At 43.2% G+C, this 16941-nt stretch carries 14 protein-coding genes; 9 read left to right on the forward strand and 5 right to left on the reverse strand.

What is annotated here, in order from left to right; translation table 11 throughout:
* Positions 1–8: 8 nt before the first annotated feature.
* Both ACED60_RS00585 and ACED60_RS00590 read right to left on the reverse strand, forming a co-directional pair.
* Positions 9–2441: a putative bifunctional diguanylate cyclase/phosphodiesterase gene (locus tag ACED60_RS00585; protein WP_371726649.1), complete on the reverse strand. Its 2433-nt coding sequence runs from the start codon at positions 2439–2441 to the stop codon at positions 9–11.
* Between the two features lie 3 nt (positions 2442–2444).
* Positions 2445–3476 carry a PotD/PotF family extracellular solute-binding protein gene (locus tag ACED60_RS00590; protein WP_371726651.1) on the reverse strand — a complete coding sequence of 344 codons (1032 nt, stop codon included), beginning with the start codon at positions 3474–3476 and terminating at the stop codon, positions 2445–2447.
* Positions 3477–3846: 370 nt separating this feature from the next.
* Here ACED60_RS00590 and ACED60_RS00595 point away from each other — a divergent pair, with 370 nt between their 5' ends.
* The 5 genes from ACED60_RS00595 to ACED60_RS00615 all read left to right on the forward strand — a co-directional run bounded on the left by ACED60_RS00595 (position 3847) and on the right by ACED60_RS00615 (position 7084).
* On the forward strand, positions 3847–4497 hold the full coding sequence (locus ACED60_RS00595) for a LysE family translocator (protein WP_371726652.1): 651 nt from the start codon (positions 3847–3849) through the stop codon (positions 4495–4497).
* A gap of 285 nt (positions 4498–4782) precedes the next feature.
* Positions 4783–5583, forward strand: a complete 801-nt coding sequence (locus ACED60_RS00600) for a PhzF family phenazine biosynthesis protein (protein ID WP_371726653.1) — start codon at positions 4783–4785, stop codon at positions 5581–5583.
* A gap of 70 nt (positions 5584–5653) precedes the next feature.
* On the forward strand, positions 5654–6157 hold the full coding sequence (locus tag ACED60_RS00605; protein WP_009844950.1) for a YgjV family protein: 504 nt from the start codon (positions 5654–5656) through the stop codon (positions 6155–6157).
* A 91-nt stretch (positions 6158–6248) separates the two neighbouring features.
* On the forward strand, positions 6249–6563 hold the full coding sequence (locus ACED60_RS00610) for a cupin domain-containing protein (protein WP_371726654.1): 315 nt from the start codon (positions 6249–6251) through the stop codon (positions 6561–6563).
* 53 nt (positions 6564–6616) lie between these two features.
* Positions 6617–7084: a GNAT family N-acetyltransferase gene (locus tag ACED60_RS00615; RefSeq protein WP_371726655.1), complete on the forward strand. Its 468-nt coding sequence runs from the start codon at positions 6617–6619 to the stop codon at positions 7082–7084.
* 127 nt (positions 7085–7211) lie between these two features.
* Here ACED60_RS00615 and ACED60_RS00620 read toward each other — a convergent pair whose 3' ends face one another.
* Positions 7212–7709: a fasciclin domain-containing protein gene (locus ACED60_RS00620; protein ID WP_009844953.1), complete on the reverse strand. Its 498-nt coding sequence runs from the start codon at positions 7707–7709 to the stop codon at positions 7212–7214.
* Between the two features lie 480 nt (positions 7710–8189).
* On the opposite strand from ACED60_RS00620, the gene ACED60_RS00625 reads away from it, so the two are divergent.
* A complete protein-coding gene (locus tag ACED60_RS00625; RefSeq protein ID WP_371726656.1) occupies positions 8190–8684 on the forward strand; it encodes a GNAT family N-acetyltransferase in 495 nt (164 codons plus the stop codon).
* Positions 8685–8789: 105 nt separating this feature from the next.
* On the opposite strand, the gene ACED60_RS00630 is transcribed toward ACED60_RS00625, so the two are convergent.
* Together ACED60_RS00630 and ACED60_RS00635 are read right to left on the reverse strand one after the other, a co-directional pair.
* Positions 8790–9443 (reverse strand): DUF2057 family protein, encoded by a 654-nt coding sequence (locus ACED60_RS00630; RefSeq protein ID WP_122047059.1) that lies wholly within the window; start codon positions 9441–9443, stop codon positions 8790–8792.
* A gap of 289 nt (positions 9444–9732) precedes the next feature.
* Complete coding sequence (locus ACED60_RS00635) at positions 9733–11295, reverse strand: arylsulfatase (protein WP_371726657.1); 1563 nt, start codon at positions 11293–11295, stop codon at positions 9733–9735.
* 346 nt (positions 11296–11641) lie between these two features.
* On the opposite strand from ACED60_RS00635, the gene ACED60_RS00640 reads away from it, so the two are divergent.
* From ACED60_RS00640 to ACED60_RS00650, 3 genes are all read left to right on the forward strand, one after another.
* On the forward strand, positions 11642–13189 hold the full coding sequence (locus tag ACED60_RS00640) for an arylsulfatase (RefSeq protein ID WP_009844956.1): 1548 nt from the start codon (positions 11642–11644) through the stop codon (positions 13187–13189).
* A gap of 191 nt (positions 13190–13380) precedes the next feature.
* Positions 13381–15765, forward strand: a complete 2385-nt coding sequence (locus tag ACED60_RS00645) for a tetratricopeptide repeat protein (protein ID WP_371726658.1) — start codon at positions 13381–13383, stop codon at positions 15763–15765.
* 184 nt (positions 15766–15949) lie between these two features.
* Positions 15950–16933, forward strand: coding sequence for a MoxR family ATPase (locus ACED60_RS00650; protein WP_012600753.1), 984 nt, complete (start codon positions 15950–15952; stop codon positions 16931–16933).
* Positions 16934–16941: the final 8 nt, after the last annotated feature.

Raw genomic sequence — 16941 nt, forward strand, 5'->3', positions numbered from 1 at the left:
GAATACGACTACTGTTTCTGATTAAGTGCCACAATCCTTTCGTTAGAGCTTGGTTCTAAAAGGGCTTGCTGATCCAGAATAGTTTGCGGATTGTGGTCACGAACAAATTCAATGAACTCAATGTAAGTGAGTGGTTGGCTGAAAAAATAACCCTGTATTAGGTCGCAGTTGGCTTTTTTAAGGTGATGATATTGTTCGAGAGACTCGACACCTTCACCAACAACGAAGGTGTCACAAGAGTGCCCTAAGTTAACCATGGATTCGACCATCTTTCGGTCAGCTTTGTCGTCGACGATATTATCGATAAAGCTTTTATCAATTTTAAGCTCATCGACAGGATAGTGAAGAAGTTGGTTAAAAGCTGTATAGCCAGTACCGAAATCGTCAAGAGACACTTTTAAACCTAAGCTCCTGATACTTTCGATAGTCTGCACTGTAAGTTTACTGCTTTTAACGTAACTGGTTTCGGTAATTTCTATAATGATGTTGGCTGGTGGTACTTGATAACGCTCGATTACCTTTCGAATATTGTCGGCAAAGTTACGATTGTAAAGTTCCATCGCTGAGATATTTATTGATAAGCTACCTGTGTACTTGTGAATTTCAGAGAGCTCTTTATAGCTTTTTATTGCGGTACTAATGACCCACATGTCGAGTTTGGATATTAGATTGCTCCTCTCTGCGACTGGAATGAACTCATCTGGGCCCGCTTTAATGTCAAACAGTGCAGGGCAGCGAATGAGACATTCAGCGCCATCGATTTGCAGGGTCTGAGCATTGAAGATGGGCATAAAGCGAAGTTCAAAGTTGTCGCTTTCACAACACTCCAATAGCCTTTTTTCGATAACGTCATGTCTTTCTAGTGAATGAAGTAGTTCTTCTCCGTAAACGATTCGGCTTTCTCCATCACTGTGCGCTTTGGCATTAATCAGCATCTCATCGATGCATCGGTGCCATATCTCCTCGAACTTAGGGGTATCGACGGGTAGTACACCTGTTGCAATTGAAAGCCTGAATCCGTAGTAATCTAGGAAAGTCGTACCCGTTAGGGTGTTGTTAATGTTCTCAATTTCTTCGTTTATTGATTGGTGCTCACCCATTTCCAATATGGCAATGAATTGGTTTCCTCCTAGCCTTGCAACTGAATAGTCGCTGCAACTGAAGCCGAAAGAGGATTGTTGATTCTGCAGGGTTTCTCTTAGTGTTTTGGCCAGACTAACGAGTACATTGTCACCTACTTTTGCACCATATAAATCATTGATTTTACGGAAATCGATAATGTCCCAGCAAACCAGATAGCAATGAGGACTTATCGAGCTTTTTAGACGCACATCGAGGTGTCGGATGAACGAGCGTCGGTTGGCTAATTTAGTTAATTGATCAAATTCAGCTTCGAACTTTAATTCCGTGAGTGAATCAATGTAAGCGTTCTTCAAACCATCAATTTCACTGTGCCCGGATGAACGTTTGAAATACCTCAGTTTAAGTCCGCCAATCGATATCTCGTGTAGTAGCTCTTTGAGTGGACGTACTAATTGGTAGCGCACCACCATGTGTACGATGAGCATAATAATGAATAGTGTCGTCAAACTGCCAAGTAAGGTCTGCTTAGCAATGATAGATTTTTCCTGATTGAATTTTTTTTCGCGAATATTAACCTGAGCGAGGAAGTGACGGCTGTTCATCTCAACTTTGATTCTGTCTTTGGTTTGTTCAAACGATTTGATAACAAACTGCGTATTCTCTATGTGTGCAGTATTCGATGATGGCTCAATCAGAAGCTGCATATTGTCATCATCGTTGTATTTTATTAGTAAGTTGGATAGTTGTTTTAATGGACCATCTGCAATCAGTATATATCGATTTAAGCTGTCGTTTGCGCGTTTGTCTTGTGGGAGCAAGTAAGGGTCGATTGCAATAACGTAAGCGTATCTAAGTTCACCACTCACAGAGATATATGAGAAGCCTTTATGAGACAGCTCGTTTTTATTGATTAACGAGGTATAGATATCGAAGATTTTTTCATAGATGTTATCGGGGATTTTTAACCCTTCGAAAGGGTCTGCTCGTAACGTAGATAGCGTTAACTGGAACTTAGGGTCAACGATATAGATGTTACGTTGACCAAACTGATTAACGTGACTTTGGTTTAAGACGCGAAGCACTCTTTTTTCCAGCAGGGACAAGGTTGTGTAGTCACTAGGGTTTTGAATATATCGCAAGAACTGTAGCGATGAACCAATATCTTTTACAAGCAAAGATAGACCAAGTTGCTCGTACTCAGCGGCCACTAGCGCTGTGTTTACGTCGGATTGCACATCGTCTAAGTACATGTGTTTGGCATGGTTGGAGGCTAAGTTGTAAGTAACCATTCCGCCTATTGCAAATACGAACAATAAAGTAGGAATGAGCACAAAGTAGAGCTTCTTTAATACTGGCATTAATTATCTCAAACTGTCGACAATGCGGTTACGAATTTGAATGCTATTGGGTTCGAGTTGCTGATACAGATAGCTGCGTTCTAAAACCTCTTTGCTAGGGAAAAGCTCCGGATCATTTTGGTACTCTTGTGTTGTTAAGGCTTTTGCTTTTGAGCTTGGAGTTGCAAACCATGAATCCATTGCGTTTCGAGCGGCGATCTCGGGTTGCGACAAGAATGATAGAATCGTTGTTGCTTGTGCAGACAACTCTCCGTTATTAATCGCAGCAATGCACTCTAACCATAACGTTGTGCCTTCTTGAGGCACAGCGTAGGACCAAGAGGCATCAGGCTCCAAATCATTGAGTACATAACTGTCACCAGAATAACCGTAGGCAAGGTCGATGTTAGCAAGACGTTCGGGTTGGCGAATATAGTCGATGACGTATTCGTTGCTTTCTAGGTGTGGCTTTTGAGCTTGCAGGGTTTTATAGGCAACGCGAAGTTCTTGCTCATTATTGGTGAATGGATCAAATTGATTTGCTAACAGTGCAGTACTCACCAAATCCGTAGGTTCGTAATACATACTTATACGGCCACTGCTGTTCGTGTCTGGTTCGAGAATAGCGTTCCAAGAGGTGGGAGTGTTTACTTTGTCACTGCGATATAAGATTCCCGCAGTCCCCCAAGCGTAGGGAATGCCATACTCGCCACATCCATCAACCCACCGTGAATCTATGTTACCAGCAATGGATTGTTGTAACTCACTGAGATTATGAAACAGGTTCTGCTTGGCTAACGCATTGAGCTTTACACTTTCTATAATGACTAGCTCAAATGCGCCACGACGTTCGCTCAATAGCACTTCATCTCTGATCGACTCATCAGAAAAAAACTGTTGTTTCAAAGAAATGCCGTACGTGTCACCTAGTTGGGTCACGACGCTATTGGATAGAAATTCATCCCAATTGTAGAGATAAATATCATTTTGTTGGCTAAACGCTGTGCCAGTTAAAAAGGATGATGACGCAAGAACAGAAACATAAAATGCTTTCACTGACGGATTCCTTTCCTACTTTGCTTAACTAAATCGTAGCCCAAATTTTGCGACATAGCTCAAATTTAGGTCTCTAATTTCAGTTCAACCTAACGCAATGCATTTAGGTGTGAAAATCCTATGACCTAATTGGAACTAAAAGTAAGCTTTGAGCACAAAATCATTATGTTAAATCAAGGGGATATCAACCTTTGACCGACGAACGCCTGAAGAAGTGCACGAATGACTCATCTACTTCCGATTTGGCACGACGAAAACACGGGATTTGTTTGATTATTAGGTTGTTAGTAAATATATATTCATCTACTTGAGCATTTTTTCGTTAGTTATGCAATGGTGGGGCATTAATTGAACAACAGGAGGTTGGTTTATGGATGCAGGTTTAGTTGGGATTTTTGTTACCGTGGCGATTGCTCACTTTTTGGCGCTATTGAGCCCCGGACCAGATTTTGTGATTGTGGTAAAGAGTGCTGTTAAAAATAAGGGTAGAAAAGCACTCGGCGTTGCATTCGGTATTGCCAGTGCCAATGCAGTCTATATTGGTTTGTGTCTTATTGGGGTCGGTTCTATTTTGGCAGCTTCGGTTTCAGTGATGATCGCTTTAAAAATTATTGGCGGTTTGTTTCTGGTGTACCTTGCAGTTCAAGCGATAAGAGCGAAAAAATGTAATTACAGTAATATCGATGTTGTCGAAGAAGGTGTCTCCATTCAAACCACTTTTCTTAAAGAATTTGTTACGGGTTTTCTATCTGGAATCCTTAATCCCAAAAACCTATTGTTCTATTTGAGCTTATTTACGGTTGTGTTGAACAATGACATTGGCTTCATGTTTAAGTTAGGCCTAGGTATTTGGATGACGGTGGTTGTCTTTATTTGGGATGCGGCGATCATCTTCCTGTTATCGACGCCTAAAGTGCGTCAAGAGTTTACGCGCGCTGCTTACTATATTGATAAAGTGACAGGAGTTATGTTGGGTCTGCTTGGCTTGACCATTGTGAAATCTGCTCTGGTACGTCAGTAGATTCAATAAAGTTACCATTGCTGAGTAACCCGTTTGTGGCACGATACAATGCCTATGTGCCGCGAATGTGTGCTTGTTTCCTACCAGGGCTGATACGTTTTATCTCTTATCTGCCCGATATTAAACCCTCAGCTTAATCCACCAATTCTTTTCATAACTGTTTGTTTATCATTCCTTAGTTCTTAAATAAGTATTAATAATGTTGCTGTTGAACACTTGTAGCTCGGGGTGTTTGTGCTTATTGTAGGCTGCAATGTCAATTCAATATCAGAGCTAGGAGCCATTGTGAATTTAGAGATATATCAAGTGGATTCGTTCACAACTAAAGCTTTTAAAGGAAACCCTGCAGGGGTTTGTATTTCACAAGAACCTTTAGAAGAGTCGTTGATGTATTCGATTGCTGAAGAGATGGCAGTATCAGAAACGGCATTCTTAGCCCTCAATACGATGACGTTGAAATGGTTCACACCAGAAGTTGAAGTCAAATTATGCGGTCACGGTACGTTGGCAACAGCGCATGTGATGAAGGAAAGAGGGTTAGTCAATGTGGGTGAGGTTGTGACGTTTGATACGCTTTCAGGGGAGCTATCTGCCGCAGTTTGTGACTCCACAATCGAGCTTGACTTCCCAAGTACTGTGCTTGATCTTGGATTGGATGCTAATAAAGATTTGCTTGAATATTTAGGGCTGTGTGAAGCCCAAGTCGTGTCATACAGTGAGTTCGATACCAAGCAGTTTATTGAGGTTGTCAGCGAACAAGTTTTATTAGATTTATCACCAAACTTTGATGCTCTAAAGCGTATTAAAGGTCGAGGCGTTGTTGTGACAGCATTGTCGTCGAACTCTGAGCTTGATTTTGTTTCGCGCTATTTTGCGCCGTGGGTGGGTGTTAACGAAGATCCCGTTACGGGTTCAGCGCATTGCGCTCTCACACAATACTGGTCCGAGAAACTAAACAAAGCGCATTTCAATGCTTACCAAGCGTCGCGCCGCGGTGGGTATGTATCGACAGAGCTATTACCGAATGGTCGTATAAAACTGATGGGGTCTGCAACCACCGTAATCAGTGGTACTTTAAAAGTCTAAACTTCAATATCATTCATAAAACAGCAACGTCATAATTTAAATCTGCTAGGTCACTACTTAAGGAATAATCGTGTCAGCTTTTTATCTTTCTCAGGTATTAGTCGCAATTGCTATTTGTTTCGATCTTCTGTCTTTTCAATTTAAAGAGAGGAAGAAAATCGTCACATGCTTGTTTTTTGCAGGCGTTCTTATTTCTAGTCATTTCATTTTGCTCGAACAATGGACGGCGGCAAGTTTGATGATCATCGCGACCATTCGATATTTGACGAGCGTGTTTTCTACGTCACCCAAATTTAAATATTTGTTCAGTTCCATGTCAGTAGTCGCAACGGTTGTGACTTACTCGGGGCTCACTAGCATATTGAGTTGCTTTGCTTCCGTATTTCAAACCTTTGCAGCCTTCAATAAAGATGACCGTCGATTAAGAGAGTTGATGATCATCGGAACTAGCTTTTGGTTGGTTCACAATTACTTAGTTGGTTCTCCAACTGCTGTACTGATGGAAGCGCTATTTATCTGCAGTAACTTGGTTGGCTATTATCGTTTCTATTTCAGAAAAAGTGCTGTGGCTTAGGGCTTATAGCTTAGGAGCTCAGGAAGCTAGGCTTTAGATAAAACGATAAAGCAATGCACCATATTCATCTAACAAGGATTAGGAGAGAGCGATGCCAAATATCTACTCGGATGTGCCTTCGTCAATAACCGACGAAATCTTCAACGACATCATTACTACTGAGAATGTGCGGATTGAAAGAATAATATCTCATGGGCACAGTTCTCCAGAACAAGGTTGGTATGACCAAGATGAAAACGAATGGGTTATGGTGCTAGAGGGGCAAGGTGTTATTGAGTTCGAAGACGGACGTGTCGTTACCTTGTCTAAAGGGGATTACATCAATATTGCCGCGAGAGAGAAGCACAAGGTTGTTGGTACGGATAGAGACGTTGTGACTATTTGGCTGGCTGTGTTTTATCGTTAGTATTGCTATCAAGTAGTGAATAGGTAATCAGCAATACATGAAAGGACTGTGTCGTGGTTAGAATTCGAAATTACCAAGTTAGTGATGCCAAAGCATTATGGGAGATCTATTTCCATACTGTTCGAAATATTAACGTTCGTGACTATTCTCAAGAACAAGTTGAGGCTTGGGCTCCAAGTGACTTTGACTCCGAGGTGTGGGAAAAGTGTCTGCATAGTATCCAACCTTTTGTTGCGGAGTTGGATGGCCACATTGTTGGCTATACTGACCTGCAACCAAATGGGTTGATTGACCACTTCTTTTGTCATCATGAATATCAAGGTAAAGGTGTAGGGCGAGCTTTGATGGAGCATGTATTCGAGATTGGTCGATTTCGTGGTGTATCGAGATACTTCTCTGAGGTGAGTATTACCGCTAGGCCTTTCTATGAGCACCTTGGCTTTAAGTTAGTGAATGAACAGGAAGTCGAAATACGTGGCGTTAAGCTGACTAATTACGTGATGGAGAAAACCACTAAGTAGCCATTAACGTTATGTCTAGTGTAGGTAAAATTGGATATGCTCAACGCTTAGCCCAGTAGGTTAAAAAGGGTGTGAATTGTCACACCCTCAAAGAGTTTGGTTTGCCTGAGACTTTCTTTCTATTTGATTATTTCGGGAGCAAGACCGTATCAATTACGTGGATTACACCATTGCTTGCTTCCACATCAGCCGCAATCACTTTTGCATTGTTAACCATAACCGTGCCATCGCTTACGCTTATCATCACGTTTTGACCTTGGATTGTTGTCGCTTTGTCTATTTTCATAACGTCTGCCGCCATCACTTTCCCTGCGACTACATGATAAGTTAGCACTGCGACTAATTTGTCTTTGTTTTCCGGTTTCAAAAGCATATCGACAGTACCATCTGGCAACTTGGCAAATGCTTCATCGGTTGGTGCGAAAACGGTAAAAGGTCCTTCTCCTTTCAAAGTATCTACAAGTCCACCCGCTTTAACAGCAGCTACAAGTGTATTGAAAGATCCATTTCCTACTGCGACATCGACGATATCTTTTTTCATCTCATGATGATTGGCGTTAGCGAATGCACTAAAAAAAAGTGCAGCGACAAGAAGAGATAGAGACTTGCTAATTTTATTAATCATGTTGGAATCCTTTGAGTTTGTCCGTTATTTTCGTCAGGTATTACGAAAGGCTCAAAGCGATGGATCAATTTATACCAATCACAGTAAGTAAGTGATCAAAAATAGCGCAGGAAAAAAGCTTGAGAACAAGGCTGCTCTTTTCAATAAATAGTTTCGATAAGTAGTTATTCTACAATCAAAAAACCTAACGACGTTATCGAGATTTTTAACAAGCTAGGGTGAACAGTTATTTACTACGATTGGTATTATTATACCTTTGAGCTATTTGCTTCGAGAGCGAACTTTACTCTATGAACAGGCGAGTGAGGGCCTTCAATGGTGCATTTTTAGTATTTGATTTTGTTATTTATGGGCTGTGGCGACTGTTTATGGGCTATGACGATTATTCAATTATTTCTGTCACTTACGGTTGTAGCTACTCGTTGCTATCCGTAATATGAAAATTAGCTTAAGGATAGAAATAGACAGTAAGGAATCACTTTGGAAATACAAATTAGACATCTTGAAACCACAGACAACCAAGACATTTTTGATATTTATCGTCATTCATCAGTATCAGAAAATACCTCACAAAAACCTTTCCTTAGCTCTGATCAAGTGGAGCGATTGTTTGGTCATTCAGACCATTTCACTTTAGTCGCAGAAGTGTCAGGTAAAGTCGTTGGGCACATTACCTTATTCATGACGACTAAGGTGAGAGACCGACATAGTGCTGGCTTAGGGATTGCGATTCACCCTGATGCACACGGCAAAGGGGTTGGGAAGGCATTAATGAAAGAAGCGATTAATCAAGCTGATAATTGGCTTAATCTGGTCCGTCTGGATCTAGAGGTTCATGCCGATAACAACGCTGCCATTGCTTTGTATGAACGAGTGGGTTTTCAGTTAGAAGGCACTAAAAGGCTGAGTACATTCAAAGGCGGGAAATACATTGATATGTTATTGATGTCGAGGATTAGACCTGATTATCGTTGATTTTTACACCTATAACGTCCTATTTAGATAAAATCAAAGAAGCTGGCAGTGTGCCAGCTTCTTTGGTTTGAACGAGATATTTTATAGACTTGTTCGTAATCGAATCTACTTGTTCACGTAATCTTTGAATTTCTGCTTCGTTTCAGCATCGGCTTTTTCGTACCAAAAATACAACATTTCTTCAGCTGTGTTAGCCGCATTTCCATCAATTTTTGCTGGAAGTGTTACAGGTTGAACAACCGCCGCTGTTGCGCCTGCTGTTGTACCTATAGCTAGCGCAGCAATGCCGCCTTTCTGGTTGTATTCTTTTGCTTCTTGAGGGTATTTACGTCCAATTTGCATACCGTCTTTAACTAGCTTGTCTTGCTTAACGCTGATTTCATTCTGGTTCTCGTCAACAAGGCTCCACTCTAAGTTTTTAAACCCAGATTTTGCTTCTGCTGTGTTGCGGTATTTTGGCAGATCGAAAGTCAGTGTGGTATCAGTCGCATCGAATGTTGCGATAACAGCGTCGCTGTCTACGAATTCACGATCGTTACCTTTATCAAATGCAAGTTGATATTGGAATACGATTTGGTTTTGACCATCTGGTAACGTCAGTGTTTTATGAGAAGAGAATAAGCCGCCGTCTAAGTCAGGCTTAGCTTCGTTAACCGCTAGAATATCAACACTGGATGGAACTTGGATTTCAACGTCAGCTAATACTGAAGGTGCAGCAACGATAGCTGAGAGTAGGGCAATGCTTTGGATTGTCTTCATAATCATACAGTTGTTAGGGTGAGTTAAAATACAATCGCACGCATATCTCTGTATTTCAAGTGATGTCCGTGGGATTTGAAAAAATTTGCGTAATCTTAACGTAACGGTCATAAACGAGGCGAGCTACAAGGCTATGCGAGTAAATGTATGCGGATAACCTTGTTCGTCACTCGTTTGTTAAAGGCTTATGTGGGACAGTTTTCATTGTTGATATACTGAAAAGCCGTGATAGCGCTTGAGCTATCACGGCTTGGTTTCACTTTCCTAGGGTTGGTTAAGCTTTAGCTAATTATTTAGCTTGCGCTGCTGCCGCTTCTAGTTGCTTAAGTTTACCTTGAAGCATGTAAGCATTCTGGTTGAAGTTACCAGGGTTCAACACTTGGCTTTGCTGCATAGGGTAGTCAGGTAGCGTGTTCATGAACTCTTGTACTTTGCCGCCTACAGGTACGAATAGCCACATGTTGTCTGCCATCCAACGTAGGTACATGCCCGATTCGTGTGGTGCTTTTTCGAATGGATCAGCACGTAGGTGAACGACTTGAGGCCAGTTTGGTTGGAAACGCACGGCATCAACAATGTTACCGTCCATAACAGCGAATGAAATCTTGAAGTCATTCCAACGTACCGCATTTAGTTCAGCGTTAGCAGAGAAGTAAAGCATGCTGTCACGAGGGCCTTTCTCTTCTTTACCTTGGAAGTAAGGTAGGAAGTTGTAACCATCTAGGTGTACACGCCAGTTTTTACCGTTGTAAGTCGCACCTTTGTCAGAAGCCAGTTTATCAACCACTTTATCATCACCAGCGGCTGCTAGTAGAGTCGGGATCCAGTCTTGGTGACCCATGATGTCGTTGATCTTAGTTCCCGGCTTGATAGTACCAGGCCAGCGAACTAACTGAGGAACACGCATACCGCCTTCGTAAGTTGTACCTTTCTCCCCGTGGAAGTAAGTAGCACCGCCATCAGGCCAAGAAACTGTCTCTGCACCGTTATCGGTAGAGTAGATGACGATAGTGTTGTCTGCGATCTTAAGCTCATCAAGTTTGTCTAGGAGGATACCCACTTGGTCATCGTGCTCTAACATGCCATCTGCGTAGATGCTGATACCCGACGCGCCTTGGTATTTCTCTTGTAGACGAGTCCAAACGTGCATGCGAGTCGTGTTGTGCCAGATGAAGAATGGTTTGTCAGCTTTCACCGCTTTTTCCATGAATGCTAAAGATTCTTCTAGGAACTCTTCATCCGCATGCTCCATACGCTTACGCGTCATAGGGCCTGTGTCTTCAATCTTACCGTCAGAAGTCGACTTGATTACACCACGAGGGCCAAAGTTCTTACGGAACTCAGGATCTTTAGGGTAGTAGTATGTCTCTGGCTCTTCTTCCGCATTTAGGTGATAAAGGTTACCAAAGAACTGGTCGAAACCGTGGTTCGTTGGAAGATGCTTATCTTGGTCACCCATGTGGTTTTTACCGAACTGAGCTGTCATGTAGCCCTGTTCTTTAAGAAGGTCTGCGATAGTTGGAGCCCAATCAGGGATACCGTGGTCAGAGCCTGGCATACCGATAGTCAGTAGACCTGTACGGAAAGGTTCTTGACCGGTTAGGAATGCAGCACGACCAGCAGTACACGATTGTTGACCGTAGTGGTCAGTAAATAGTGCGCCTTCGTTAGCAATACGGTCGATGTTAGGTGTGTCGTAACCCATCATACCGTTGTTGTATGCACTGATGTTGAATACACCAATGTCATCACCCCAGATAGCAAGAATGTTTGGTTTTTCTGCTGCTGTTGCCGCTGAAGAAGCTGCTAATAAGCCAACACCTAATGCTAGTTTATTAATTTTAGTACCCATAAGGACTCCGATTCACTTTTAAGATTAATGCGTTAGAACAACACATCGATGAGCAAATGTTATTCTCAAAATTCCGTTCCGTCCTTTTATAGTGCTTATAACCAATCGTTATGATGTCTAGTTAACTTGTTGATTCATATAAGTTTTAGTGTGTTGCCAGAACAACCCCTTAGTTTGTATGTGTGATCCTTATCATGTTTGTTGCCGTAAACCTTATCGATGACTTCTGTATCCATATCTCGATGAAAATGACAAAAATATTAATAGCTTAGGTAATCTCGCGTATGCGCAAAAAATGAACTATACGTTGTAGGGCAGGATGCAAATAACTTACGAAGAGGTTTCTATGACAGCGAAGTATGGCGCTAAACGTCGATTAGCGATTTTGGGTACAGCAATGATGGCCGCGTCTAGCGCCACTTTTGCAGCAGAAAAGCCAAATATATTGGTCATTTGGGGGGACGACATTGGTCAATCCAATGTGAGTGCGTACACCTTTGGTTTAATGGGTTACAAAACGCCCAATATTGATAGCATCGCCAAAGAAGGGATGATGTTTACCGATTATTACGCTGAACAATCGTGTACTGCGGGTCGCTCTACCTTTATTACGGGACAAAGTGTATTACGAACGGGTTTAAGTAAAGTAGGCCTTCCAGGAGCAGACATTGGTTTGCAAGCGGAGGATGCAACGATTGCAGAAATGCTTAAACCTATGGGGTACATGACAGGTCAATTTGGTAAAAACCACCTTGGCGATAAAGATGAATTCCTTCCAACAGCACACGGGTTTGACGAATTTTTTGGCAACCTTTACCACCTGAATGCTGAAGAAGAACCGGAGAATGAAGATTACCCAACTGACCCAGAGTTCCGTAAGAAATTTGGCCCTCGTGGTGTGATCAAATCATTCGCTGATGGCAAGATTGAAGATACCGGTCCACTAACGCGTAAGCGTATGGAAACGGTCGATGAAGAAACGCTGGACGCGGCACTTGATTTCATGGATCGCGCAGTGAAAGCGGATAAACCATTCTTCGTTTGGTGGAACGCAACAAGAATGCACTTTAGAACGCACGTGCAGCCAGATAGCAAAGGCGTAACCGGTATCAGTAACTACGCTGATGGTATGGTTGAGCACGATCGACACGTTGGACAACTATTGAAGCAAGTGGATGAGTTGGGAATCAAAGACAACACCATCGTTTTCTACTCAACGGATAACGGTCCACACATGAACTCTTGGCCTGATGCCGGTACAACTCCGTTCCGTGGTGAGAAAAACACCAACTGGGAAGGCGCATATCGTGTACCAGCAATGGTTCGTTGGCCAGGAAAGATTGAACCGGGCAGTGTTTCAAATGAAATAATGCACCACATGGACTGGATGCCAACCTTCGTTGCAGCCGCTGGTGATGATCAGATCAAAGAGAAACTACTGAAAGGTCATACTGCGGGTGATAAAACGTTTAAAGTGCACCTAGATGGTTACAACTTCCTTCCTTACCTAACCGGTGAAGAAGAGAAAGGCCGTCGTTCGGAGATATTCTACTTTACCGATGACGGTGACCTTGCGGCACTTCGTTACAACCAATGGAAAGCGGTGTTCATGGAGCAGCGTGCGACGGGTACCATGCAAATTTGGGCAGAACCGTTTGTAACGTTACGTCTTCCTAAGCTGTTTAACCTCCGAATGGACCCATACGAAAACGCAGATATCACATCGAATACTTACTATGACTGGTTGTTAGACCATGCTTATATGTTTGTTCCTGCTCAAGCGTATGTTGGCAAGTTCTTAGAAACCTTTGCTGAATATCCACCACGCCAAAAAGCAGCGAGCTTTAGCTTGGATCAGGTTATGGAGAAACTTCAAGAGAACCATAATAAGTAAGCTTTGGTTTATTGAAACTGCTAACACGAAAGAGCTCTTCGGAGCTCTTTTTTTATGCGCATATCGATGAGTAAATACCAGTCGTGAATATGAGTCACAACAATCAAGCTCACTGCCACTAAATAATTGTAAATTCATTGTTTTTACGTCTACCTTATTAAGCATAAGGATGTATAAAAACAAGGAATGTTATGTCTGCATGGTTGTGCTCACTAGTGAACGGATTGAAACACCAGCGAGTTGCAGTATTATCCGCAATGTTGTCTTTACCTATGTTGTCGACACTCAGTGTCAATGTGTATGCTAATGAACAAGCTCCAACGACTGAAGCTACGCTTATTGGTTCAGGAACTTTAGATGCCAGCTCTCCCAAGGCTACGTATGTCGGTTCTGAAGCATGCGTTGACTGTCACAGCGAAGAAGTGGAAGCGTGGCAAGGCTCTCATCATGATATGGCGATGAAGCACGCCGATGATGAATCTGTGTTGGGCAACTTCGACGATCAAACCGTGACTCATAAAGGAAAGCCCAACCGTTTTTTTCGCAAGGGAGAAGAGTTTTGGGTCAATATCGAAGGGCCGGACGGGCAATTCAAAGATTACAAAATCAGCTATACCTTTGCCTTTGAACCATTACAACAGTACATGGTTGAGTTTGAAGACGGTCGAGTACAGTTGATTCCTTTCGCTTGGGACTCTCGCACTGAGGGCGAAGGCGGTCAACGCTGGTTTAACCTCTACCCGGATACCACCAACACTGATGAATTCTACTGGACCAATAGCGGTCAAAACTGGAACTTCATGTGTGCTGATTGCCATTCAACGAACCTAGAAAAGAACTACGACAGCGCGAGTAATACCTATAACACTACTTGGTCTGAGATTAATGTCGGTTGTGAAGCCTGTCATGGCCCTGCAAGCGAGCACGTTAAACAAGCCCAGCTAGCAAAAGCTAACGGCGGAAAGGATGCTCAAATCTCGGCGCATTATGGCTTTGATCGCGACTTGTCGAAATCGGTCAAAGAATGGATCTACCAAGAGGGCAACTCAACCCTACAACCAAAAGACATCATCCATACAAATCAGGTTCAAACCTGTGCGCAATGCCACAGCAGACGTACTCAGTTAAATGAAACGGGAGATCACGTTAACGGGTCTTTCTTTGATAAGTATCGTCTAAGTTTGATTACTCCTGAGCTTTACCATAACGATGGTCAAATCTACGATGAAGATTACGTTTACGGATCTTTCCTTCAATCAGTGATGGCTGAAAAAGGCGTCACATGTACTAACTGCCACGATCCCCATACCGCTGAACTAAAAATTGCGGAAGAAGCCGTGTGTAGCCAATGTCACATTGCATCAGAATACACGCCTGAAAAGCACACATTCCATGAAGCGAATACCGAAGCTTCACAATGTACGACTTGTCACATGCCAGAGACGACTTACATGGAGGTCGACCCAAGACGCGACCACAGTTGGCATATCCCGCGTCCTGATATTAGCCAACACATTAAAACGCCGAACGTTTGTACTAGCTGTCATGAAGACCAAACCGACCAGTGGGCAGATAAGCAAATCGGTGAGTGGTTCCCAGATTCTAAGTATCGTAATCAGCAGCACTTTGCCGTTGCCTTTTATGCTGACTCAATAGGGCACAGAGGGGCAGAGGATGCGTTGGCATACTCGGCTCAGGACTCCAGCTTAAGCAATATCATTCGTGCATCGAGCTTAGAACGTTTGGGCGGAAATACGGGTAAGAATACGCTTATCTCGCTTGCAAGAGCGGTGAAACATGATGATGAAATGATCCGTTTGGGCGTTGTGCAAGGCTCGTCTGGTTTCCCATTCACTGACCGTTGGCAAATTCTAGAGCCACTACTGAAAGACCCTGTATTGTCGATTCGTTCAGAAACCGCAGGTGCATTGGTACGTTATTGGGGAGAAATGAACCCTCTGCAGAAAGATCAAATCAAGCCTGCATTGGAAGAGTACATTGAGATACAGCAATTTAATGCCGATAGAGGATTTGGACGAACTAACCTAGGCAACGTTTACCGCGATCTAGGTCAGCACGATAAAGCGATTGAGTTCTATCAAGGTGCTATCGAGATTGAGCCTTACTTCGAAAACAGCTACGCCAACTTGGCGGATTTGTATCGAGCGCAAGGTAACGAAGCAAAAGCGTTGTCGACGTTGAAGCAAGGTATTGAAGCTCAGCCGAAATCGAGTGTATTGCCATACAGCACAGGGTTATCTCTGCTTCGTGTGAAAGATTACGACCAAGCAACGGACTACCTTAAACAAGCCGCTGAAACTGCGCAAACCGACCCACAATATTGGTATGTGTACGGATTGGCTTTGGAGAAATCTGATGTGCTTGCGGCAAGTCAATCACTGCACAAGGCTTACCAATTTAGCCGCAACCCACAGCACCTGTATGCCCAGTGTGAAGTGTTGGCGCGAAACAGCCATATACTGGGCGTACCAAAGGCGTTTGAGCAATGTATTTCATCATTGAGCAAAGTGGCACCGCCGGAGGCCATTAACCAATTGAAAGCTAAGTTTAAATAAAGCGATGAGGTGAGCTTGGCTATCGTGCTTGCTGCTTATTCCGCTTGTAACCAATTATCGCGCTTATGAGCAATTATCACGTTTATAATTTATCGCGCTGATGAACAATTATCACGTGTATAACTAATAGTTATGGGGCTTGTGAGTAGGATGTACGCAGCCAGATTTAATTAAGGGAAGACCTATGAACCATGCGCAACAAGCAATAAACCAACTGATTGAACAAACAGAGAAAAGTGTTATCGGTCAGAGCCACGTCGTTCGGGCTCTGGTGATAGGGTTATTGACTAATGGGCATGTGCTTTTAGAGGGACTTCCCGGTACAGCGAAAACTCGTTCAGTGAAATCGCTGGCGAACCTACTGAACACCAGTTTTGGTCGAATTCAGTTTACGCCAGACCTACTGCCATCAGATGTAACCGGTACAGAAGTGTATCAAGAGCTTGATGGAAAGCCTCAGTTGCACTTTCAACCGGGTCCTATTTTCAACAGTATTGTTTTAGCCGATGAAGTGAACCGTGCTCCTGCAAAGGTACAAGCGGCTCTGCTTGAAGCCATGGCGGAAGGGACGATTACGGTGGGTGGTCAAACTCATATTCTGCCAGATCTATTCATGGTGCTAGCCACTCAAAACCCAGTAGAGCAAGAAGGTACGTATCCACTGCCTGAAGCACAAATGGACCGTTTCATTATGAAAGTGACGGTCGACTATCCAGAAGATGAAGCTGAACGCGACATCATTCGACTTGTGCGCAGCGAAGAGCTGGGCAGCGAGACGAGTTCGGAATTAGTCACTCCAGAGCATATTGAACCTGAGTTGGTACTTGAAGCTCGCCGCCAACTTCCAGATATTGCCGTTTCCGATTTAGTTGAGAACTACATTGTGGCTTTGGTGATGGCGACTCGTAAGCCAGAGCGTTACCCAGAATCAAACCTATCAAAGTGGATTGAGATTGGCTCAAGCCCGCGTGCTTCTATTTCATTGGATAAATGCGCTCGCGCTTATGCGTGGTTGCAAGGGCGTGACCACGTCACGTTGGACGATGTGCGTGCCATGTTGCCGACCGTATTAGGCCACCGATTCTCGTTGTCTTACGATGCATTGGCCGATGGTATTGACCATCAAAGAGTGGTTGAAGAACTGCTTGATAATGTTGAGATTGGATAACTAGGGGG

It is taken from the genome of Vibrio sp. 1F279 (assembly GCF_041439815.1).
Classification (GTDB): Bacteria; Pseudomonadota; Gammaproteobacteria; order Enterobacterales; family Vibrionaceae; genus Vibrio; species Vibrio tasmaniensis_A.